Raw genomic sequence first — 19,790 nt, 5'->3', positions numbered from 1 at the left:
CCTGAGCTTGTCGAAGGGCCCGGGACCCGCGCGCCCGGTGGCTCTGACAAGCTCAGCCCCCTCGCAACGGAGGTCCCTGAGCGTGTCGAAGGGCCCGGCCCCCGCGCGCCCGGTGGCTCCGACAAGCTCAGCCCCCTCGCAACGGAGGCCCCTGAGCTTGTCGAAGGGTCCGGCCCCCTCGCGCCCGGTGGCTTCGACAAGCTCAGCCACCTCGCAAGCGATCCCCCGGCGACCGGTGGCTCCGACGAGCTCAGCCGCCTCGCGGACGACGCCCCCGCCGGGTTCCGCGTCTCGCTGCCCGATTTCGACGGGCCGTTCGACCTGCTGCTGACCCTCATCTCGCGCGCCGAGCTCGACGTGACCGAGGTGTCGCTCAGCCGCGTGACCGACGAGTTCATCTCGTATCTGCGCGCCATGGGACCCGACGGCGACCTCGACGAGGCGTCGGAGTTCCTGGTGGTGGCCGCGACCCTGCTCGACATGAAGATCGCGGGTCTGCTGCCGCAGGGCGAGTTGGTGGATGCCGAGTCGGTGGCGCTGCTCGAAGCGCGCGACCTGCTCTTCGCGCGTCTGCTGCAGTACCGGGCCTTCAAGGAGGTCTCGGCGTGGTTCGCGCGCTGCCTGCAGCGCGAAGACAAGCGGCACACGCGCAACGTGCAGCTCGACGAGAAGTACCGCAGTGCGGTGCCGGAGCTGAAGTGGACGCTCAGCGCCGACGATTTCGCCGCGCTCGCGGTGGTCGCCTTCGCGCCGAAGGAGATCCCGACGGTGGGGCTCGACCACCTGCACGCGCCCCTCATCAGCATCCGCGAACAGGCGGCGATCGTGGTGACGCTGCTGCGCTCCGCGGGCACGCTGAACTTCCGCGACCTCGTCGCCGGCGTCACCGAGACGGGGGTCGTCGTCGCGCGGTTCCTCGCGATCCTCGAGCTGTACCGCCACGCCGCCCTGTCGTTCGAGCAGCTCGAACCGCTCGGCGAACTCACACTCCGTTGGACCGCCGAGAGGTGGTCGGAAGAGAACCTCGCCGCCCTGGGAGCCGACTATGACCGATGACACCGTGATCGACACCGCCCCCGCGCAGGCCCCGATCCCCGCACAGCGCCCGAGCGACACGGCATCCGTCGCCCGTCGCCTCGAGGCGATCCTGCTGATCCTCGACGAACCGCAGAGCCTCGTGAGCCTCTCCGCCGCCGTCGGTGCGCCCGTGCCGGCCGTTCGACAGGCCGTCGAGACGCTCGTGGCCGACTACGACGGTCAGACCGGGGGACCGGTCCGCGGCTTCGAGCTGCGCGAGGTCGGCGGGGGGTGGCGCCTCTACGTGCGCGAGGAGTACGACGACGTGGTGGGGGAGTTCGTCAACACCCAGGCGCCCTCGCGGCTGTCGCAGGCAGCGCTCGAAACGCTCGCCGTGATCGCCTACAAGCAGCCCGTGACCCGGGGGCAGGTGGCGTCGATCCGCGCGGTCAACGTCGACTCGGTCGTCCGCACCCTGCTTGCCCGCGGCTTGATCACCGAGGTGTTCACCGACCCCGACACGGGCGCGATCCACTACGGAACCACCGACCAGCTGCTGGTCAACCTCGGCATCAACTCGCTCGACGAGCTGCCGCACATCTCGCCGTTGCTCGACGACGGCTCAGACGGATTCGACGGAGAGGTACTGAAATGAGCGACGCTTCGACAGGCTCAGCGACCGGGGGCTCATTGAGTGACGGCACGGCGACCGAGGGCGCGGGTTCCGCGAGCGATGACGGCATCCGCCTGCAGAAGGTGCTGGCCAACCGCGGAGTGGCCTCGCGCCGCGTCGCCGAGCAGATGATCGTCGAGGGCCGTGTGCGCGTGAACGGCCTCGTCGTCACCGAGCTCGGTCGCCGCATCCACCCCGAGACCGACCTGGTCGACGTCGACGGCACGGCCATTCAGCTCGACGAGTCGAAGCGCTACGTCATCCTCAACAAGCCCACCGGGGTGGTCAGCTCGATGAACGACGACCGCGGCCGCCCCGACCTGCGTCAGTTCACGCAGGAGTGGGACGAGCGGCTCTACAACGTCGGGCGACTGGATGCCGACACGAGCGGCCTGCTCGTGCTGACCAACGACGGCGACCTCGCCCACGTCCTCGCGCACCCCTCGTTCGGGGTCACGAAGGTGTACATCGCCAAGGTCGAGGGGCAGGTGCTCCCGCAGACCATCCAGCGCCTGATCCGGGGCGTCGACCTCGAAGACGGACGCATCGCGGCCGACAAGGCGCGCCTGCTCGACGCCTCGCGGGGAGAGAGCCTGGTCGAGCTGACCCTGCACTCGGGCAAGAACCGCATCGTGCGGCGCATGCTCGCCGAGGTCGGTCACCCGGTGATCGAACTCGTGCGTCGGCAGTTCGGGCCGCTGCACCTGGGAACTCTCCCGGTGGGGAAGGCGCGCGAATTGACTACAGTAGAACGCGGTGCCCTTCTCACGCTGTCGCGCACGTCCGACAGCGCTCCGGCCGATCCGGCCGAGTGAGTCTCGCGGGCGCCCGCGGCGCGTGAGGCGTCGCCCAGGGCAGCAGGAGACCCGATGAGCGAACCGAACGGAACGTCCGCGCGCGCGGCCGGGCCTTTGGCGACCCGCACGAGCGGCACCGTCCGCATCGTCGGCTCGGGTCTGCTCGGTGCCAGCATCGGCCACGCGCTGACCGCCCGCGGTGTCGACGTCGTGCTCGTCGACGCGTCTCCCTCGCAGCTGCGCCTCGCGATCGACTACGGCGCCGGTCGCGCCGAGCGCCCCGACGACGAGCCCTCGCTGATCGTGGTGGCCGTGCCGCCCGACGTGACGGCCGACGTCGTGCAGCGCGAACTCGAATCGCATCCGGATGCCGTGGTCACCGACGTCGCGAGCGTGAAGCTCGAACCGTTGCGCAACCTTCGCGAACGAGGGGTCGATCTCACGCACTACATCGGCTCGCACCCCATGGCCGGGCGCGAGCGCGGGGGAGCGATCTCGGCCCGCGCCGACATCTTTGTCGGCCGCCCGTGGGTCGTCTGCCGCGACGGCGAGACCTCGGCCTACGACCTCTCGCTCGTCGAAGGCCTCGCCCTCGACCTCGGGGCGACGCTCCTCGAGATGACGCCCGAAGAGCACGACGAGTCCGTGGCGCTCATGTCGCACGTGCCGCAGTTGGTGGCGAGCCTGCTCGCCGGTCGCTTCGTCACGGCCCCCGACGGATCGCTCCGTCTCGCGGGCCAGGGCGTGCGCGACACGACGCGCATCGCGGCATCCGCTCCCGAACTCTGGGTGCAGATCCTCGGAGCGAACGCGGCCCCCGTGGTCGCCGTGCTCGACGAGCTCGCGTCCGACCTCACCGAGGTGGCCGCAGCGCTGCGCGACCCCGACGCCCCCGGCGCCCGTCGCGCGGTGGCCGACACCATCCGCCGCGGCAACGAGGGCGTCGAGCGCCTGCCCGGCAAGCACGGTCAGAACCGCCGCTTCGATACTTTCGTCGTCATGATCGACGACACCTCCGGCCAGCTGGGACGCCTGTTCGGCGAACTCGGCGACCTCGACGTGAACGTCGAAGACCTGCGTCTCGAGCACTCACCGGGGGCTCCCTTCGGTCTGGCCGAGATCAGCGTCGTCCCCGACGCCGTCCGCCGAGCCGTCGACGGGCTCGAGCAGCGCGGATGGCGGATTGCGAGCACCACCCATGACTGATCCGACCCCCGCCCTCTTCCGCCCCGGCCTCGCCGCGCCGGGCTTCGCGGCCCCCGCCGAGGGCTCGGCATCCGCCCCCGTCGTCGTCGCGATCGACGGTCCCGCCGGCAGCGGCAAGTCGAGCGTCTCGAAGGCGACGGCGGCCCGCCTCGGCTACGGATTCCTCGACACCGGCGCCGCCTACCGCGCCCTCGCCTGGCACGCCCTCGAGCACGGGGTCGACACCTCCGACGCCACCGCGGTGCTCGAGGTGTTCGGCGACTTCGACTACGCGATCTCGCTCGACACCACCGACCGCTGGGTGCGCGTCGGCGGCGTCGACGTGACGACCGCGATCCGCGAGCCGCGCGTGACCGACGCCGTCAGCGGGGTCGCCCGCGTGGGCGCCGTGCGTCAGGCCGTGAACCAGCTGTTCCGCCGGCTCGTGGCATCCGCCGCTCTTCAGGGTGTCGTCGTCGAGGGCCGCGACATCACCACGGTGGTCTTTCCCGACGCCCCCGTGCGCGTTCTGCTGACGGCCGCCCCCGAGGTGCGCGCCGCGCGCCGCAGCGCCGAGCTCACCGACCAGGACGCCGCCAAGGTGGCCGCTGCGCTGCACAAGCGCGACGCCGCCGATTCCACGGTCGTCGACTTCCTCACCGCCGCCCCCGGCGTCGAGGTCGTCGATTCGACCCACCTCGATTTCGAACAGACCGTCGACGCCGTGTTCAACGTCGTCGACTCCACGATGGGAGCCCGCGATGGGCGTTGAAGACGAGTACGAAGGCGGGCCCGACCAGCTCGCCGAAAAGATGGAGAACCTCGACGAGGTGCTCGCCGAACAGCGGGCCGAAGCGCTGCGCGCGGGCCTGGCCGACTTCGACCTCGATGAGGACGACGCCGAGCTGCTCGCGGGCCTGGCGTCGGGTGACGGAGAGATCGAGTTCCTGCCGGCGCTGCCGGTGGTCGCGATCGTCGGTCGCCCGAACGTCGGCAAGTCGGCGCTGGTGAACCGCATCCTGGGCCGGCGCGAGGCCGTCGTCGAGGACACCCCCGGTGTCACCCGCGACCGCGTGACCTACAAGGCCGAGTGGCTCGACCGCCGCTTCTCGCTGGTCGACACCGGCGGGTGGGAGCCCGACGCGAAGGGCATCGACCGCTCGGTGGCCGCACAGGCCGAGGTCGCGATCGACCTCGCCGACATCGTGCTGTTCGTGGTGGATGCCACGGTGGGGGCGACCTCGACCGACGAGCACGTCGTGAAGCTGCTGCGCAAGAGCGGCAAGCCGGTGTTCCTCATCGCCAACAAGGTCGACGACGCGCGCCAGGAGCCCGAGGCCACGGCCCTGTGGAACCTCGGGCTCGGCGAGCCGCACCCCGTCTCGGCCATTCACGGTCGCGGTGTCGCCGACCTGCTCGACGAGATCATGAAGGTGCTGCCCGAGGTCTCGGCCGTCGCCAAGTACGAGATCGGCGGCCCCCGCCGCGTCGCGATCCTCGGTCGCCCGAACGTGGGCAAGTCGTCGCTGCTGAACAAGGCCGCCGGTGAAGAGCGCGTCGTCGTCAACGAGCTCGCGGGCACCACCCGCGACCCGGTTGACGAGGTCGTGGAGCTCGGGGGCAAGCTCTGGACGCTCGTCGACACCGCCGGCATCCGTCGCCGTGTGCACCTGTCGCAGGGCGCCGACTTCTACGCGTCGCTGCGCACCTCGACCGCGCTGGAGAAGTCGGAGGTCGCCGTCGTCGTGCTCGACGTGTCGCAGCCGATCAGCGTGCAGGACCTCAACATCATCGACCTCGTGCTCGAGTCGGGTCGCGCGCTCGTGCTGGCGTTCAACAAGTGGGATCGCCTGAGCGACGACGACATGGAGAACCAGGACCGTCGCCGTTACCTCGAGCGTGAGATCGAGCAAGACCTCGCGCACGTCGCGTGGGCCCCGCGCGTGAACATCTCGGCCCGCACGGGTCGCCACCTCGACAAGCTCGTGCCCGCCCTCGAGCAGGCACTCGAGTCGTGGGACACCCGCATTCCGACCGGAAAGTTCAACGCCTTCCTGTCGGAGCTCGTCGCCGAGCACCCGCACCCGCTGCGCGGAGGCAAGCAGCCGCGCATCCTGTTCGGCACGCAGGCGGCCACGCGTCCGCCGACATTCGTGCTGTTCACGACCGGGTTCCTCGACCCGGGCTACCGCCGGTTCATCCAGCGACGCCTGCGCGAGATCTACGGCTTCGAGGGCACCCCGATCGTGCTCAACATGCGCATCCGCGAGAAGCGCCAGCGCTGAGTCACGCGTCGCGAGCGCCCCGTCCCCGTCGTGGGGCGGGGCGCTTTCGCGTGCGGAGGGATGCCGGTCGCGCCGTCGTGACCCCGCGTGCGGGCGGGTCTGCGGGCCGGGACTTCTCGCGAGACTGCATCTCGCTGACAAGCCGGGCGCAGCCTGACACCGGTTCGTCAGCGAGATGCAGTCTCGACCGCTCGCCGGGCCGTGGAGCCGGCGCGCGCCGGGCCGTGGAGCTAGCGCGCCGCACCGGCGCAAGCGGGCCCGCACCCGACCGGGTGGTCGATACAGTGCTCTCGCGACGGCGCCGCCGTGGCATCCGCCCTCTTCTTGCCGGGAGACCACATGACCACCGTCGCGCCGCCCCTCGACCAGCCGTACTACGGCGCTCCGTTGGGCGCCGCGATCCGCCGCGTCTTCGCGAAGTACGCGACCTTCCGCGGGCGCGCGAGCCGCAGCGAGTACTGGTGGTGGGTGCTGACCGCCGCCGTCGTGGGCACGGTGCTGAACGCGCTGCCCACGCTGACCGACGGCATCCGCGTCGAAGCCGACGGCTCGATGACCGTCACCGGTCCGCTCGGGGTGATCCTCGGGTTGATCTGGCTGGTGTGGGCCCTCGCGACGATCGTGCCGACGCTGGCGGTGCTCGTGCGGCGCCTGCATGACACGGATCGCAGCGGATTCTGGATCTTCATCGGGCTGATCCCGCTGATCGGACCGGTGATCCTGCTCGTCTTCACGGTGCAGGCATCGCGCCCCGGGGGAGCGCGTTTCGACCGCTGACCGGCGCAAGGTGCCCTCGCGCGACCGACCGAGTCGATAGGGTTCACTCGCGCCGGTGACCTCATCGGCGTGCATTGCACTCGCCATCGTGTCAGGGGGACACACATGACCGCTGCTTCTTCCGCCGTTCCGCTCAGCCAGCCGTACTACGGCGCGCCGATCGGAGCCGCCGTCCAGCGCTTCTTCAAGAAGTACGCCACCTTCACCGGGCGGGCCAGCCGCAGCGAGTTCTGGTGGTGGATCCTCGCCAACGCCGTGATCTCGTTCGTGCTCAGCATGCTCGCGCTGATCACGGGCGGTGGCGGCGGCGTCGACGCCGCGGGCAACCCGGTGCCGCCGAGCGGCCTCGGCCTCGTGTTCCTGATCGTGCTGTTCCTCTGGGGCCTCGCGACGATCGTGCCGCACCTCGCCCTGATCGCGCGCCGCCTGCACGACAGCAACCGCAGCGCGTTGTGGATGCTCATCGCCTTCGTTCCGTTCGTCGGCGGGATCGTCCTGCTGGTGTTCGAGCTCATGCCGTCCGACCCGCAGGGCGCGCGTTTCGACGCCTGAGCCCGTCGAGCGAACGCCCCGTCTCCCGCGTGGAGTCGGGGCGTTCGTCATTGGGGAGGGGGCGGATGCCGTGGCGGCGGGCTGTCGCGGGGTCGCGGCGCCCGGGGTGTCGAGGGTGAGGGGTTCGGTGGCCGGGGTGTCGCGCGTGCGGGGTTCGCTCGCCGGGGTTCGCCCGCCGGGGTTCGCCGAGACTGCATCTCGCTGACGAAACCGTCGCAGGTTGTCGCGGGTTCGTCAGCGAGATGCAGTCTCGCGCGTCCTGTGCGGCCGCACCGGGGGCCTCGGCAGGCTTAAGCCGGAGCCGCGGGGCGCACCAGCGCGGTGCGATCGGGCTCGGCGAAACCGAACTGACGATAGAGGCCGTGGGCGTCGCTCGTGAACAGCGTCCAGCGGAAGTGCGGGCCAGGACCCTCGTCGATCATGCGCGAGACGATCGCCTTGCCCAGGCCGTGACCGCGGTGTTCCTCGACCACGAAGACGTCGGCGAGGTAGGCGAAGCCCACTCCGTCGGAGATCGCGCGTGCGAAGCCCACGAGCCGACCGCTCTCGCGGTGGTAGGCGGCGACGACGCGCCATGCGCTGTCGAGCTGCGCCTCGACGTCGGCCCGCGTGCGCCAGCGGCCCCAGTAGGCCTCGGTGCTCAGCCACGTCCACACCGCGTCGCGGTCGATGCGTTCGGGGTCGTCGTCGAGGTCGTAGTCCACGCCTCCAGTGTCGCGGCGGCGGCGTTCGAGGCGCGATGTGACGCGCGGCGGAGCTGCGGCGCGGCGGGTGTGCCAGGCTGGAGGGGATGACGATCCAGCCTCCCGCCCCGGGCGAACCGCGGCGTCCGCACGGGCCCCGTGACCCCGGCGATGCGTGGGTCGTCGCGCCCACCGGCGAGAAGTACTGGGGCCGCTTCGGCGCTGCGGGTCTGCTGGCCCTCGATCCCGTCCGCGGCGTGCTGCTGCAGCACCGCGTGTCGTGGAGTCACTTCGGCGACACCTGGGCGCTGCCCGGCGGTGCCCGTCACGAGGGCGAGTCCGCCCGTGACGGGGCGCTGCGCGAGTCGGGTGAAGAGGCGGGAGTTCCGGCGGATGCCGTGAGCCCGCGCTTCGAGAGCGTGCTCGACCTCGGCATCTGGTCGTATTCCACGCTGGTCGCCGACGTCGCGACGCCGTTCGAACCGGTGATCAGCGACCCCGAGAGCGTCGCGCTCGAGTGGGTTCCGGTCGATCGGGTCGACGGCCTGCCGTTGCATCCGGGTTTCGCGGACTCGTGGCCGGCTCTGCGCGCGGCCCTCGCCTCGCGACCCGCGATCGTCGTCGACGTCGCGAACGTGATGGGCGCGGTGCCCGACGGCTGGTGGAAAGACCGCGCCGGCGCCGCCACCCGCATCGTCACCAAGGTCTCGCGACTCGCCGAGCGGGGAGTGGATGCCGAGGCACTCGGGCTTTCCGCGACGCGCTGGTTTCCGTCGGTCACGGCCGTGCTCGAGGGCCAGGCCCGGTCGGCGGAGCCTGTCGCACCCGCGATTGATGTGCGGCACGCGCCGGGCGAGGGCGACGACGAGATCGTGACCGTTGTTCGCGAGCTGGTCGCTCAGCACCGACCGGTCGTCGTCGTGACGAGCGACCGAGAGCTCGCGACGCGCGTCGAGGAGCTCGGCGCGGTCGTCCACGGCGCGCGCTGGTTGCTGGAGCAGCTCGACTGACCCGCGCGCGGGTCGGGAGGTGGCTGCCCTTCGACAGGCGCAGGGACGTGGGTTACCGCGCGCGGGTGGGGAGGTGGCTGAGCTTGTCGAAGCCTCCGGCCCTTCGACAGGCTCAGGGACCTGGGTTACTGCGGGCAGGTGGGGAGGTGGCTGAGCTTGTCGAAGCCTCCGGTCCCTTCGACAGGCTCAGGGACCTGGGTTACCGCGGGTCGGTGAGGTGGCTGAGCTTGTCGAGGCCTCCGGCCCTTCGACAGGCTCAGGGACCTGGGTTACCGCGGGTCGGTGAGGTGGCTGAGCTTGTCGAAGCCTCCGGCCCTTCGACAGGCTCAGGGACCTGGGTTACTGCGGGCAGGTGGGGAGGTGGCTGAGCTTGTCGAAGCCTCCGGCCCTTCGACAGGCTCAGGGACCTGGGTTACTGCGGGCAGGTGGGGAGGTGGCTGAGCTTGTGGAAGCCTCCGGCCCCTTCGACAGGCTCAGGGACCTGAGTTACCGCGGGCAGGTGGGGAGGTGGCTGAGCTTGTCGAAGCCCCCGGTCCCTGCGATCAGTCGAGCTCGCGGCCACGCAGCTTCTCGATGTCACGCCGGTCGCGCTTCGTGGGGCGTCCGGCACCGCGATCGCGCACGGGCACGAACGGCATGCTCTCCTTCGACGGCGGCGGGGGAGTGCGATCGTCGACGGACTCCGCGACCAGGGCAGCGCCGACGCGTTTCGCGATCGTCTTCTTCACCACGAGGATGCGGTCGAAGCCCTGGATACGCACCCGCAACTCATCGCCCGGCCGCACCGGCTGCGCGGCCTTGGCCCGTTCGCCGTTGACGCGCACGTGACCGGCGCGGCACGCGGTCGTCGCCGCGGACCGGGTCTTGTAGACGCGCACGGCCCAGAGCCACGCGTCGACGCGCGCGGTGGTGGGGGCATCGGTCATGTCAGATCCTCGGTGGGCGAACCTCCATCGTAGGTCGGGCGGTCAGTCGCGCAGCGCTAAGGAGACGAGCGCGCGATCCGGCTTGGGTCGATCGACGACGTCGAAGCCGGCGTCCTCGAACACCGACACCGTGCCGCGGTACAGCTGGTTTGCCGACCTTTTCGAGACGGCGGGGTCGAGGGGGTACGCCTCGACGACTCGTGCCCCGGCGTCGCGGGCGGTCGTGACCGCGGCATCCAGCAGCTTCTTCATCAACCCCTGACCGCGGTGGGCCGTGCGGATGACGAAGCACGACACCGCCCACACGTCGTCGGCGTCGAGCGGCTCGGCCGTGGAGGTCGTCACGTCGCGGGTGCGCAGGAGTCGCGCCTGATCGGTGCGGAGGCCGACGCGCACCCATCCTGCCGGTTCTCCGTCGACATAGGCGATGAGCCCAGGGGGCCGCTCGCCCTGCATCTCGGTGCGGAAGCGTTCGGTGAGCTGCTCGCGGGAGTTCTTCTCGAACTCCGCGTTGGTGAGCAGCCACCATTGGCACTGGCATCCGGGACCATCGCCGCTGTCGAGCGCGACCTCGGCGTCGTCGAAGCGGTCGGAGGTCGCGGGCAGGATCTCGATCGTCATGTCGGCGACCGTAGCGAGGGGGTCCGACATCGACAAGGGGGCGGCCACACGCCCGGGCCGTGCGCTGGTTCGCGGCACTGTCGGCGAGGGGCTAATATAGGGGAGTTGCCCGCTCGCGGGTAACGGGATGTGGCGCAGCTTGGTAGCGCACTTGACTGGGGGTCAAGGGGTCGCAGGTTCAAATCCTGTCATCCCGACAGATCGGGCCGGAATCCTTCGGGATTCCGGCCCTTCGTCGTTTCACGCGCGAAGCGCGCGGCAAGCGCACGCATGGTCCGCCGAACGTCCCGCTTCGTGTCACCCCAGGTTGAGCAGCGCGAGGACCGTCACGATCGCGACGCACGACGCGATCAGCATGACCCACTCGGCCCTGCTGCTCGTGGCGCCGGCGCCCGGGGCCGGCGGGAGGCCGAGTTGTTCGCGAAAGCGCGCCTGTTCGGCATCCAGTTCCTCCCGCCACACGTGCGCACCGGGGTCCCAGCGGGCCAGGCTCATGGTGGACCGGAGCAGTTGGTCCTCGACCTCGTCGAGGCGACGGAGAGCCGCCGCGCGATCCTCGGCGTTCACGAGGTCGCATCCATGAACGAGATCACGAGACCGGGTCCTGATCCCGCTCGGCCGCCTCGTAGCGAGCGGCACGCGCGAGCGCCTCGTCGGCGTCGCGGTTCCGCTCGCGTCGCACCGACCAGATGAGGGAGGCAACGGCCACAGCGATGACGATGACCGCGAGGACCCATAGCCCGTTCACCGCGAGCACGAACGCGACGACCGTCAACGCGGAGAGCGGAACGGTCGGAAGCACGATCCGCTTCACCTCGGCATTCGTCATCCCCATGTCCCCAGCCAACAGGTCGCGTGCGCGGTAAGTCCAGCCATTGACCCCCGGCGACGCGGCCGCGTAGGCGGCTGCGAAACCAGTAGGACGCCCCACCATCCACCCGCCCCGCCGCCACGAACAATCGACGTGGCACAGACAGACGCTCGTGAGTTCCTGATCAACGTGATCGATCGGGCCGCGGCAACAGGACGACCTTTCTGGGACGCGACGCCCGAAGAGCGTGCGGCGGTGCGCGAGCGCTTCGGCACTCCCGCGGCGGCCATCCGCGCTTCGCGACACCCGTGCGATGACGGGCAGGGTGTCGTCGCGGCCGACCTCTTCCTCAGCACCGCAATCCTCGTCGAGGTCGCCGTCGACCTCCTTCACGAGGATGGGGCGGGGCGTTCGCGCCAGGAGGCGACAGCGGCGTTGCGCCAGCGGGTCCACGCGCTGTTGGGGTAACGCCTCGCAGCGTCTCCCGGATCGGCGTGACCCGGTGCGGCAGAGTGGACGCATGCTCACCGCCGCAGAACACGAGGAACTGACGGTTTTGCGCGCCCGCGCCTACGGCCGGGGTGCGGACGCGCAGCCTCCGCTCACAGACGAGCACGTCGAGCGACTGCAGGAGCTCGAACACCGCGCGCGGACGACGGCCCGCGGGGAGGCGCCCGCGGATCGAGACCCCGACCCCGAGTCCGACCCCGAGCCCGACCCCGACCCGGAGTCCGAGCTCCGCCCCGCGAATACCGGGCGCGGCCTGAGCAGACGACGCATTGCGATCCTCACCACTGCTGCGCTCGCTCTGGGCCTGCTGGCAGGGATCGTCATCGGAACGACCCTGCCGACGCTGCGCAGCGCGGCGGACATCCCGGAGCTGCGATACGCCGCGACGGGCGAAGACAAATTCCCCATTCCGGAGGCCATGGGGTTGTTGGATGCCGACACCGTTCGCTACGTCGCCTTCTTGGACGACAGTGTGATCTACATCGGGCGCCAGCCCGACCAGCCCGACGAAGTGTGCCTGGCCGTGGTGCAGACGAATACCGGCGGCAATCAGACGACGGCGCAGTGCGGTGCCGCCGACGTCACGGCCCAGGCGAGCGACGACACATGGGTGGTCATCGGGCAGCCCGACACGACCAAGATGAACAACATCGTTCTCGGTCGCTTCGACGCCCGCCAGCTCTCGCCGAGCGTCACCGCATACGTCCTGCGCGACTGAGCGTCGCCGCCCCGGAATACGACCCCCAAGCGGCCCCAGCCTGGCAATCGCCTGGGCAATCGCCCCTGTTCACAGCCACGACCCGCGTGATTCCGGGGCTCGGCACCGCGAAGTATTCGCGATCGCGCATACGCCCCCAGTAGCGTCGCGAACAAGTCCTCGGCATCCGCCTTCGGCTTCGGGCCGCTACGGTCACCCCCACCCGAGGAGCACGCAATGGCTGCACCCGTCATCGAGTCCCGGATGGGGCCGATCCGTCAGACCTACAAGGGGACGACGGACTTCCCGCCCATGGCGAAGGCCTACACCGAGCTCTCGCAGGTCGTGCGCGAAACGGGCCTGCTGGTCCGCGCCCGCCGCTTCTACGCGATGGTCGGGGCCGTGCTCACCCTCGGCTTCGCCGGCTGCGTCACTGGTTTCATCCTGCTCGGCGACAGCTGGTTCCAGCTGCTCATCGCCGCGGCGCTCGGCATTCTGCTCACCCAGGTGGCGTTCCTCGCCCACGAGGCCGCGCACAAGCAGATCTTCGCCTCGGGCAAGGCCAATGACCGTCTGGCGCTGTGGCTCGCTGCCGGCGTCGTCGGCATGAGCCTGTCGTGGTGGACCTCGAAGCACACCCGCCACCACGCCAACCCCAACCGCGTGGGCAAAGACCCCGACATCGAGATCGACACGATCTCGTTCATCGAGGTCGACGCCGCCAAGGCGCGCGGCCTGCAGCGCTGGATCACGCAGCGCCAGGGCTGGGCGTTCTTCCCCCTGCTCACGCTCGAGGGTGCCAACCTCCACTTCATCGGTCTGCGCCACCTGTTCTCGAAGGAGCCGGTCAAGGGTCGCTGGACCGAGCTCGGCCTCATCGCCCTCCGCTTCGCGATCTTCGTCGCTCCGGTATTCGTCTTCCTGCCGCTCGGCATGGCCTTCGCCTTCGTCGGCGTGCAGCTCGCCGTGTTCGGGCTGTACATGGGCGCCTCGTTCGCCCCGAACCACAAGGGCATGGCCGTCATCGCTCCCGACGCGAAGCTCGACTTCTTCAGCAAGCAGGTGCGCACCTCGCGCAACATCACCGGCGGCTGGTGGGCCACGTGGCTCATGGGTGGCCTGAACTACCAGATCGAGCACCACCTGTTCCCGAACATGCCGCGCCCGCACCTCAGCAAGGCCCGCGCGATCGTCAAGGAGCACAGCCAGACGCTCAACGTCCCCTACGTCGAGACCACGCTGCTGCAGTCGTACGGCATCGTCATCCAGTACCTCAACCGGGTGGGTCTCGCGGCCCGCGACCCGTTCGAGTGCCCGATGACCTCGGCGGCCGCTCGCGCCTGACGTTCTCTGATCCACCACCCCGGAGGGGCCTCGCACAGAGCGGGGCCCCTCCGGCGTTACCGATGGAGCCCCGCTGCGAGATGGTCGAGCCGAGTGGTCAGCCGCTGAACGGCTTCAGCTCGGAGTCCACCCAGGTGGAGGTTCCGGATGCCGGATCCGCGGCGTACTGCGTCAGCGACAGCTCCCGCGAGTCGTTCCACCCGCGTCGGGCTCGCACAATCGTGAAGCCCTGGCCGCGGAGGTCGCGCGCGAAATCCGCGGTGAGCGGGTGGTGCGGGACCTTCTGCCAGCCGCCCGGAATGCGATAGGCGTGAGTGGCGGTACGCGGTCGAGTCATGGTGTCCTCCTGACGAAAACCCCTCGGGGCCACGTCGTTGGAGCGGGGTGGCCAACCTTACGCCGGCTCCGGCGCGCTGTCTGTCCCCCGTTCGGTGGTGTAGGGCCGATCGCGCGTCGCCGACAATGGTCGGGTGACAACCGCACGCATCATCGTCCTCTTCCTGCTCGCCGCCGTGGCCGAAATCGGGGGAGCGTGGCTGATCTGGCAGGCCGTGCGCGAGAACCGCGGATGGTGGCTCGCGCTTCTGGGCATCGTCGCGCTGGGGGCGTACGGATTCATCGCGGCGCTGCAGCCCGACGCGCAGTTCGGCCGGGTGCTCGCAGCCTACGGCGGGGTGTTCGTCGCGGGATCGCTGGCGTGGGGCATCGTCGTCGACGGGTTCAAGCCGACGACGTGGGACTACGTCGGCTCGGCCGTCGCCCTGGTGGGGGCGGCGATCATCGTGTTCGCCCCGTCGGCGGACACGGCCGGCACCTGACGCGCGGTCAGCTCGGAACGGTCGGTGCGCCCGCGCGCTGCGGCGGATAGTCGCGGAGCGAGATCTCGCGGGTGTCGAACATGCCGCGTCGCGCGCGCACCATGGTGAATCCCTGATGGCGCAGTTCTTCGGCCACCTCCGGGGTCAAGGTCTCGTGGGAGGTCTTCTCCCAGCCGCCGCCGAGCGAGTACACATGTGTCACAGTGCGAGGTTTGGTCACGGTCTACCCCCTTCGAGGGAACCGTAGTCCTCGAAAGACCAGTAGTACCGATATTTTCCCTATGCGTAATCTGGGTATCGATTGCCGGACGCAGACATTCAACGTCTCGACTGATGAGTAGTTAGCTAGGCGTACTTTCCCGTTCCTGTCAAGGACCGTTTCCGCTCCAGGCAGGTCAGCCACACTCGATCCATGCAGAACGACAACGCGCCTCACGAGGGCATCGCCGACGACTTCGCCGCCTCCGACACCGCACGTCCCTTCGGGTCGTATCTGTCGGTCATCAACGGCGGCGAGTAGTCGTCCGGAACCTCCGCTAAGGGGTTCGATACGAGAGGGCCGGATGCCATGGCATCCGGCCCTCTTGCGTTCGCGGAACTGCGGTCACTCGTAGCGGAGCGACTCGACCGGATCCGCCCGGGCAGCCCGTGCCGCGGGGAGACTGCCGGCCAGGAACGCGATCGCCATGATCGCCACCGTCGTAACCAGGATCGACGTCGGATCGAACGCGATCAGCTGCAGCCCCGGCAGGTCGCTGAACAGGCTCTGACCGAGCTGTGCGCTCACCGCGGTGCCGACCGCGATCGCCACCGCGGCGCCGATGAAGCTGCCGAGCAATCCCAGGAACACCGCTTCGAGGCTGAAGAGCGAGAACACCCGCCCGCTGCCCATGCCCATCGCCTTCATCAGCCCGATCTCACGGGTGCGCTCCTGCACCGACATCAGCAGGGTGTTGACGATGCCGAAGCTCGCCGCCAGCAACGCGATCACGGCGAACGCGTTCAGCACGAGCACGATGCCGTCGATCACGGCCTTGAAGGTGCCCAGCTGGTCCGAAACGGTCTGGCCGGTGTATCCGGCATCCGTGAGCGTCGTCTTGATCTCGTCGATCTGCGCCGCGGTGGCCGTCGGCGACACGAAGGCGCTCGCGCTGGCGTACCGGTCGAGCTGGTCGGAGGGCACGCCGGTGTTCTGCGCGGCGAACAGGGCGTCTTCGAGGGCGGGATTGGTGGTGAGGGAGGTGGCGTTGGCGAAGGCGCCCTCCGTCACGCCGGTGATCGTCGCCTCGACCAGGTGCGGGGTGCGCACCGGATCCGACACGGCGACGGTGAGGGTGGCCCCGACCGCGTCATCGGCGCTCGAGAACCCGAGCGGCGAGACGAGCGACTCGGGGATCGCCGTCTGCAGGGTCGTGCTCGAACCGTCGGGCGCCGTTCCGGCCGCCAGCTGCGGGGTCTGACCGCTGATCAGCGAGCCCGCCGACGCGACGTAGGGCTGCCCTCCGTCGTACTGCACGAAGTCGATCTTCACGGCCTTCGCGGGGACGACCCGCTCGATGCCCGACAGGCCCTCGATGGTCGAGATGTCGGCATCCGTCAGCGCCGAGACGGCCGTGCTCGCGCCCGGTCGACCGGGGTTCGTGGTGCCGCCGGCGACCGAGTCGGGGTCGTATTTCTGAGGGGCTCCGGATGCCGCATCGCTCGTGCTCGTCTTCGTCACCGTGAGCACGTCGCCGGCACCGATCGCCGAGACCGTGTCGTCGATGAACCGGTTGATGCCCGTGCCGAGCCCGTTTGTCAGGGTGAGGGTGAACGCGCCGACGAAGATCGCGAGGACGGTCAGGATCGTGCGGGTCTTCGAGCGGAACGTGTTGGCCGCCGCGGTGGCGACGAGGTCGGTGGTCTTCATGCCGCACTCCGTTCTTCGGCGACGATCACGCCGTCGCGGATCTGTACGCGGCGATCGCAGCGCGCGGCGAGGTCTTCGTCGTGCGTGACGACGATGAGGGTGATGCCGTGCTCGCGGTTGAGGCGGAACAAGATGTCTTCGACGACGGCGCCGGTGGCGGTGTCGAGATTGCCCGTGGGCTCGTCGGCGAAGATCACCTGCGGGTCGTTGACGAGGGCGCGGGCGATGACCGCGCGCTGCTTCTGGCCGCCCGAGAGGGCCGTGGCCTTGTTCTTCGCCTTGTCCTGCATGTCGAGCTCGGCCAGGGCCGCCAGTCCCCGACGCTTGCGCTCGGCCCGGCCGACCCCGGCGATCTTCAGCGGCAGCACGACGTTGTCGAGTACCGAGGCGCTCGGGGTGAGGAAGAACTGCTGGAACACGAAGCCGAACGTCTTGTTGCGGGTGCGGTTCAGTCGACGACCGCGGAGGGTCGCCGCATCCGTCCCCTCCAAGACCACCGAGCCGGTGGTGGGGGCGTCCATGAGGGCGAGCAGGTGCATGAGGGTGGATTTGCCCGAGCCGCTCTTGCCGACGATCGCGATGCTCTCGCCGCGTCGGATGTCGAGCGACACTCCGCGCAGCGCGTCGAAGCGCGCCGAGCCGCGGCCGTACGACTTGTGCAGGTCCACGACGGAGAAGAGCGGGGGAGGAGGTTCGGTGGTCATGGCTCCACTGTCGTCGCGCGGGCTCGCCGCCGCGTCGCTCAGCGGGGGTGCGGGCATACCCCGGTGGGGGGAGATCTCGTCTGCCCCGAGCGGGCGATGGTCAGACGCTCGCGTGCGCGTCAGACTGGGACGATGCGACCCGACCCGACGACGGACTCCGCGCCGCGTCTGATCCCGGCCGGTCGCGCGTGGCTGCTCGACGTCGTCGCCGCGATCCTCGTGATCGCGCCGGTCTTCGCCCCCGTGCCGTTCCCCGAGCTGCGCCCGTCGAGCCCGCTCGTCTACGCGATCGCGATCGTGCCCGCGCTGCTGCTGCCGTTGCGGCGGCGCTGGCCGCGCACGGTGCTGCTGGCGTGCATCGCGCTGTACGTCACCGCGCTCGTGCTCGGCACGCTGCTGCCCGGGGTCGCGCTGTCGATGGTGATCGCCTCCTACGGCATGGCCGACCGGCTCACACGGCGCGAGGCCGCCCCGGTGGCGATCCCGGCGGTGGTGGGCCTGGTCGGGGTGAGCATCGTGATCGAGCTCACGACGGGGCTCGACACCCGCTTTCTCCAGGTCGGGCTCATGGTGACGCTCGCGGGCGCGCTGGGCGACGCCGCCCGCTCCCGCCGCGCTTACGTCGAGGCCGTGATCGAACGCGCCCGCCGCGCCGAGCAGACGCGCGAGGCCGAGGCCCGGCGCCGGGTCACCGAGGAACGTCTGCGCATCGCCCGCGACCTGCACGACGCCGTCGCGCACCGCATCTCGGTCATCAGCCTGAACGCGGGAGTGGCGTCGTCGACGCTCGAGACGCGGCCCGAGCGCGCCCGCGAGGCGCTGGCGACCATCCGCACCGCCTCGCGCGACGTGCTCAGCGAGATCGGATCCCTGCTCACCGTGCTGCGCGCGCCCGACGAATCCGCTCCGCGCGAGCAGCCCGGCCTCGCGCGCCTCGCAGACGTCGTGGAGTCGGTGCGTGTCGCGGGGTGGGACGTCGTCGTCCGCGATGAGCTCGACCGCGACGACCCGGCCGACGCGCTGCCCCTCTCGGTCGACATCGTCGCCTACCGCGTCGTGCAAGAGGGACTGACCAACGCCCTCAAGCACGGCACCGCGCGTCGCGCGCACGTGCTGCTGCGCCGCGACGGCGACGAGATCGAGATCGTGGTCACCAACCCCCTCGACCGCACGCCCGAGACCGCGTCTCCCTCCGGCTTCGGCCTCGTCGGTCTGCGCGAACGCGTCGAGTCGGTGGGCGGTCACCTCGATGCCGGGCTCGCCCCCGGCGGCTACCGTCTCGCCGCGCGTCTTCCCCTCGCCGTCACCCCCGGAGGTGTCCGATGACCCGCGTGCTCGTGGTCGACGACCAAGCCCTCATCCGCACGGCCGTGCGCGACCTTCTCGATGCCGCGCCCGGCATCGAAGTGGTGGGCGAAGCCGTCGACGGAGAAGAAGCGGTCGCGCTCGCCGCATCGCTGCGGCCCGACGTGGTGGTGTGCGACATCCGCATGCCGCGCCTGGACGGCATCGAGGCCACTCGTCTCATCTGCACCGACCCCGCCCTCGCCGAGACGCGCGTGCTCATCCTCACCACGTTCGAGGAAGACGACTACGTCGTCGCGGCCCTGCGGGCGGGGGCCAGCGGCTTCATCGGCAAGGGAGCCGAGCCCGACGAGATCGTGCACGCGGTGCTCGCCGTCGACGACGGCGGCGCCCTGCTGTCGCCGGTGGCGACCCGGGCGATGATCGAGAGGTACGTGCGCCGCGTCGAGCCGGCGGCCCCGCGGGACGCCCCGTCGCTGGCAATGCTGACCGAGCGCGAGCGAGAGGTGCTGCTTCATGTTGCGCGCGGCCGGTCGAACGACGAGGTCGCGGCCGCGCTGTTCATCTCGCCGCACACCGCGAAGACCCACGTGAAGAACACGATGCTCAAGCTCGGCGCCCACGACCGCGCGCAGCTGGTGATCGCGGCCTACGAGAGCGGGCTGCTCGTTCCGGGGGAGTGAACTCCCGTCACGCGTGGGCGGTGGCGCCTTTCGCCATGCGGTCGACGGCGTTGCGCGGGCCGCGCATCGCGATGCCGACGAGATCGAGATCGGATGCCGCGACCGCGGCCACGGCCGCGCGGTTCGCCGCATCGTGGGACGTGGCGAAGAGCTCGCGCGTGTAGACGGCGAGGGCGACGTCGTCGCGCGCGGCCGCCTTGGCTCGCGCCCTCGTCAGCGTCTCGGCGTCACCGCTCAAGACGATCACCGGCTGCCGCAGCATCGGCAGGTACGTCGTGCCGTCGGCGTCGAGATACGGGTCGCCGACCAGATCTGGCGCGCTCGTGGCGATCCCCGACATGAGGAACGCGGTGACGTTCAGCTCCTGCCAGGGGGCGAGGTCGTCGCGCAGCATCACGATCACCTTGGTGTCGAACAGGGGGACGGTGTTCTCTTCACTCACCCCTTCAGCATCGGGCGGCGGTGTCGGTGGGGTCTTGTACG

Annotated in this window: 24 protein-coding genes and 1 tRNA gene; 15 read left to right on the top strand and 10 right to left on the bottom strand. The window is 70.2% G+C overall.

Annotated elements, in window-relative coordinates:
* Positions 1-294: 294 nt before the first annotated feature.
* The 8 genes from FS769_RS00925 (at position 295) to FS769_RS00890 (ending at position 7,286) form a co-directional block, all read left to right on the top strand.
* Positions 295-1,056, top strand: coding sequence for a ScpA family protein (locus tag FS769_RS00925; RefSeq protein ID WP_144831716.1), 762 nt, complete (start codon positions 295-297; stop codon positions 1,054-1,056).
* The gene (gene scpB / locus FS769_RS00920; RefSeq protein WP_144828170.1) at positions 1,046-1,672 is read left to right on the top strand and encodes an SMC-Scp complex subunit ScpB; all 627 of its coding nucleotides are present in this window, start codon (positions 1,046-1,048) and stop codon (positions 1,670-1,672) included. Before FS769_RS00925 ends, scpB begins: the two co-directional genes overlap by 11 nt.
* Positions 1,669-2,505, top strand: a complete 837-nt coding sequence (locus FS769_RS00915) for a pseudouridine synthase (RefSeq protein WP_260979662.1) — start codon at positions 1,669-1,671, stop codon at positions 2,503-2,505. Before scpB ends, FS769_RS00915 begins: the two co-directional genes overlap by 4 nt.
* A gap of 54 nt (positions 2,506-2,559) precedes the next feature.
* On the top strand, positions 2,560-3,693 hold the full coding sequence (locus tag FS769_RS00910; protein WP_144828167.1) for a prephenate dehydrogenase: 1,134 nt from the start codon (positions 2,560-2,562) through the stop codon (positions 3,691-3,693).
* Positions 3,686-4,444 (top strand): (d)CMP kinase, encoded by a 759-nt coding sequence (gene cmk, locus FS769_RS00905; RefSeq protein ID WP_260979661.1) that lies wholly within the window; start codon positions 3,686-3,688, stop codon positions 4,442-4,444. Before FS769_RS00910 ends, cmk begins: the two co-directional genes overlap by 8 nt.
* A complete protein-coding gene (der, locus tag FS769_RS00900; protein WP_144828164.1) occupies positions 4,434-5,957 on the top strand; it encodes a ribosome biogenesis GTPase Der in 1,524 nt (507 codons plus the stop codon). Before cmk ends, der begins: the two co-directional genes overlap by 11 nt.
* 339 nt (positions 5,958-6,296) lie before the next feature.
* Complete coding sequence (locus FS769_RS00895) at positions 6,297-6,734, top strand: DUF805 domain-containing protein (RefSeq protein WP_144828161.1); 438 nt, start codon at positions 6,297-6,299, stop codon at positions 6,732-6,734.
* Positions 6,735-6,839: 105 nt separating this feature from the next.
* Positions 6,840-7,286, top strand: a complete 447-nt coding sequence (locus tag FS769_RS00890) for a DUF805 domain-containing protein (RefSeq protein WP_144828157.1) — start codon at positions 6,840-6,842, stop codon at positions 7,284-7,286.
* 290 nt (positions 7,287-7,576) lie between these two features.
* Here the strand turns inward: FS769_RS00890 and FS769_RS00885 are convergent, their stop codons facing one another.
* A complete protein-coding gene (locus FS769_RS00885) occupies positions 7,577-7,990 on the bottom strand; it encodes a GNAT family N-acetyltransferase (RefSeq protein WP_144828154.1) in 414 nt (137 codons plus the stop codon).
* 86 nt (positions 7,991-8,076) lie between these two features.
* Here FS769_RS00885 and FS769_RS00880 point away from each other — a divergent pair, with 86 nt between their 5' ends.
* Positions 8,077-8,979: an NUDIX hydrolase gene (locus FS769_RS00880; RefSeq protein ID WP_144828151.1), complete on the top strand. Its 903-nt coding sequence runs from the start codon at positions 8,077-8,079 to the stop codon at positions 8,977-8,979.
* Positions 8,980-9,521: 542 nt separating this feature from the next.
* On the opposite strand, the gene FS769_RS00875 is transcribed toward FS769_RS00880, so the two are convergent.
* Positions 9,522-9,905: an RNA-binding S4 domain-containing protein gene (locus FS769_RS00875; RefSeq protein ID WP_144828148.1), complete on the bottom strand. Its 384-nt coding sequence runs from the start codon at positions 9,903-9,905 to the stop codon at positions 9,522-9,524.
* Between the two features lie 42 nt (positions 9,906-9,947).
* Complete coding sequence (locus FS769_RS00870) at positions 9,948-10,526, bottom strand: GNAT family N-acetyltransferase (protein WP_144828145.1); 579 nt, start codon at positions 10,524-10,526, stop codon at positions 9,948-9,950.
* 123 nt (positions 10,527-10,649) lie between these two features.
* Here FS769_RS00870 and FS769_RS00865 point away from each other — a divergent pair.
* Positions 10,650-10,723, top strand: a tRNA-Pro gene (locus tag FS769_RS00865).
* 100 nt (positions 10,724-10,823) lie between these two features.
* On the opposite strand, the gene FS769_RS00860 is transcribed toward FS769_RS00865, so the two are convergent.
* Positions 10,824-11,093: a hypothetical protein gene (locus FS769_RS00860; protein WP_144828142.1), complete on the bottom strand. Its 270-nt coding sequence runs from the start codon at positions 11,091-11,093 to the stop codon at positions 10,824-10,826.
* 22 nt (positions 11,094-11,115) lie between these two features.
* Positions 11,116-11,730, bottom strand: coding sequence for a hypothetical protein (locus tag FS769_RS00855; RefSeq protein WP_144828139.1), 615 nt, complete (start codon positions 11,728-11,730; stop codon positions 11,116-11,118).
* A 127-nt stretch (positions 11,731-11,857) separates the two neighbouring features.
* On the opposite strand from FS769_RS00855, the gene FS769_RS00850 reads away from it, so the two are divergent.
* Together FS769_RS00850 and FS769_RS00845 are read left to right on the top strand one after the other, a co-directional pair.
* Positions 11,858-12,565, top strand: a complete 708-nt coding sequence (locus FS769_RS00850; protein ID WP_144828137.1) for a hypothetical protein — start codon at positions 11,858-11,860, stop codon at positions 12,563-12,565.
* A gap of 216 nt (positions 12,566-12,781) precedes the next feature.
* Positions 12,782-13,888: an acyl-CoA desaturase gene (locus tag FS769_RS00845; RefSeq protein WP_186325370.1), complete on the top strand. Its 1,107-nt coding sequence runs from the start codon at positions 12,782-12,784 to the stop codon at positions 13,886-13,888.
* A gap of 97 nt (positions 13,889-13,985) precedes the next feature.
* Here FS769_RS00845 and FS769_RS00840 read toward each other — a convergent pair whose 3' ends face one another.
* Positions 13,986-14,225 carry an alternative tryptophan synthase beta-subunit gene (locus FS769_RS00840; protein ID WP_144828133.1) on the bottom strand — a complete coding sequence of 80 codons (240 nt, stop codon included), beginning with the start codon at positions 14,223-14,225 and terminating at the stop codon, positions 13,986-13,988.
* Between the two features lie 133 nt (positions 14,226-14,358).
* On the opposite strand from FS769_RS00840, the gene FS769_RS00835 reads away from it, so the two are divergent.
* A complete protein-coding gene (locus FS769_RS00835) occupies positions 14,359-14,706 on the top strand; it encodes a YnfA family protein (protein ID WP_144828131.1) in 348 nt (115 codons plus the stop codon).
* A 7-nt stretch (positions 14,707-14,713) separates the two neighbouring features.
* On the opposite strand, the gene FS769_RS00830 is transcribed toward FS769_RS00835, so the two are convergent.
* The 3 genes from FS769_RS00830 to FS769_RS00820 form a co-directional block, all read right to left on the bottom strand.
* Positions 14,714-14,908, bottom strand: a complete 195-nt coding sequence (locus FS769_RS00830; RefSeq protein ID WP_230704428.1) for an alternative tryptophan synthase beta-subunit — start codon at positions 14,906-14,908, stop codon at positions 14,714-14,716.
* A 402-nt stretch (positions 14,909-15,310) separates the two neighbouring features.
* The gene (locus FS769_RS00825) at positions 15,311-16,615 is read right to left on the bottom strand and encodes an ABC transporter permease (RefSeq protein ID WP_144828124.1); all 1,305 of its coding nucleotides are present in this window, start codon (positions 16,613-16,615) and stop codon (positions 15,311-15,313) included.
* Positions 16,612-17,319, bottom strand: coding sequence for an ABC transporter ATP-binding protein (locus FS769_RS00820; protein WP_144828121.1), 708 nt, complete (start codon positions 17,317-17,319; stop codon positions 16,612-16,614). Before FS769_RS00820 ends, FS769_RS00825 begins: the two co-directional genes overlap by 4 nt.
* Before the next feature lie 132 nt (positions 17,320-17,451).
* Between FS769_RS00820 and FS769_RS00815 the strand changes: the two genes are divergently transcribed.
* Both FS769_RS00815 and FS769_RS00810 read left to right on the top strand, forming a co-directional pair.
* Positions 17,452-18,645 carry a histidine kinase gene (locus tag FS769_RS00815; protein WP_186325369.1) on the top strand — a complete coding sequence of 398 codons (1,194 nt, stop codon included), beginning with the start codon at positions 17,452-17,454 and terminating at the stop codon, positions 18,643-18,645.
* Positions 18,642-19,307, top strand: a complete 666-nt coding sequence (locus tag FS769_RS00810; RefSeq protein WP_144828116.1) for a response regulator transcription factor — start codon at positions 18,642-18,644, stop codon at positions 19,305-19,307. The genes FS769_RS00815 and FS769_RS00810 overlap by 4 nt, the downstream gene beginning before the upstream one ends.
* 7 nt (positions 19,308-19,314) lie before the next feature.
* On the opposite strand, the gene FS769_RS00805 is transcribed toward FS769_RS00810, so the two are convergent.
* Positions 19,315-19,701: a DUF2000 domain-containing protein gene (locus FS769_RS00805; RefSeq protein ID WP_144831708.1), complete on the bottom strand. Its 387-nt coding sequence runs from the start codon at positions 19,699-19,701 to the stop codon at positions 19,315-19,317.
* Positions 19,702-19,790: the final 89 nt, after the last annotated feature.

The sequence above is a fragment of the Microbacterium sp. BH-3-3-3 genome, from assembly GCF_007679045.1.
GTDB lineage: Bacteria > Actinomycetota > Actinomycetes > Actinomycetales > Microbacteriaceae > Microbacterium > Microbacterium algihabitans.
Note: the sequence above shows the minus strand (reverse complement) of the source record. Positions and strands in the feature narration are given on the sequence as shown.

Excerpts from the sequence above, each read along its gene's own strand:
- scpB (WP_144828170.1), top strand. The coding sequence starts at position 1,046 with ATGACCGATGACACCGTGATCGACACCGCCCCCGCGCAGGCCCCGATC.
- FS769_RS00915 (WP_260979662.1), top strand. The coding sequence starts at position 1,669 with ATGAGCGACGCTTCGACAGGCTCAGCGACCGGGGGCTCATTGAGTGAC.
- FS769_RS00910 (WP_144828167.1), top strand. The coding sequence starts at position 2,560 with ATGAGCGAACCGAACGGAACGTCCGCGCGCGCGGCCGGGCCTTTGGCG.
- cmk (WP_260979661.1), top strand. The coding sequence starts at position 3,686 with ATGACTGATCCGACCCCCGCCCTCTTCCGCCCCGGCCTCGCCGCGCCG.
- der (WP_144828164.1), top strand. The coding sequence starts at position 4,434 with ATGGGCGTTGAAGACGAGTACGAAGGCGGGCCCGACCAGCTCGCCGAA.
- FS769_RS00895 (WP_144828161.1), top strand. The coding sequence starts at position 6,297 with ATGACCACCGTCGCGCCGCCCCTCGACCAGCCGTACTACGGCGCTCCG.
- FS769_RS00890 (WP_144828157.1), top strand. The coding sequence starts at position 6,840 with ATGACCGCTGCTTCTTCCGCCGTTCCGCTCAGCCAGCCGTACTACGGC.
- FS769_RS00880 (WP_144828151.1), top strand. The coding sequence starts at position 8,077 with ATGACGATCCAGCCTCCCGCCCCGGGCGAACCGCGGCGTCCGCACGGG.
- FS769_RS00875 (WP_144828148.1), bottom strand. The coding sequence starts at position 9,905 with ATGACCGATGCCCCCACCACCGCGCGCGTCGACGCGTGGCTCTGGGCC.
- FS769_RS00870 (WP_144828145.1), bottom strand. The coding sequence starts at position 10,526 with ATGACGATCGAGATCCTGCCCGCGACCTCCGACCGCTTCGACGACGCC.
- FS769_RS00850 (WP_144828137.1), top strand. The coding sequence starts at position 11,858 with ATGCTCACCGCCGCAGAACACGAGGAACTGACGGTTTTGCGCGCCCGC.
- FS769_RS00845 (WP_186325370.1), top strand. The coding sequence starts at position 12,782 with ATGGCTGCACCCGTCATCGAGTCCCGGATGGGGCCGATCCGTCAGACC.
- FS769_RS00840 (WP_144828133.1), bottom strand. The coding sequence starts at position 14,225 with ATGACTCGACCGCGTACCGCCACTCACGCCTATCGCATTCCGGGCGGC.
- FS769_RS00825 (WP_144828124.1), bottom strand. The coding sequence starts at position 16,615 with ATGAAGACCACCGACCTCGTCGCCACCGCGGCGGCCAACACGTTCCGC.
- FS769_RS00820 (WP_144828121.1), bottom strand. The coding sequence starts at position 17,319 with ATGACCACCGAACCTCCTCCCCCGCTCTTCTCCGTCGTGGACCTGCAC.
- FS769_RS00815 (WP_186325369.1), top strand. The coding sequence starts at position 17,452 with ATGCGACCCGACCCGACGACGGACTCCGCGCCGCGTCTGATCCCGGCC.
- FS769_RS00810 (WP_144828116.1), top strand. The coding sequence starts at position 18,642 with ATGACCCGCGTGCTCGTGGTCGACGACCAAGCCCTCATCCGCACGGCC.
- FS769_RS00805 (WP_144831708.1), bottom strand. The coding sequence starts at position 19,701 with ATGCTGCGCGACGACCTCGCCCCCTGGCAGGAGCTGAACGTCACCGCG.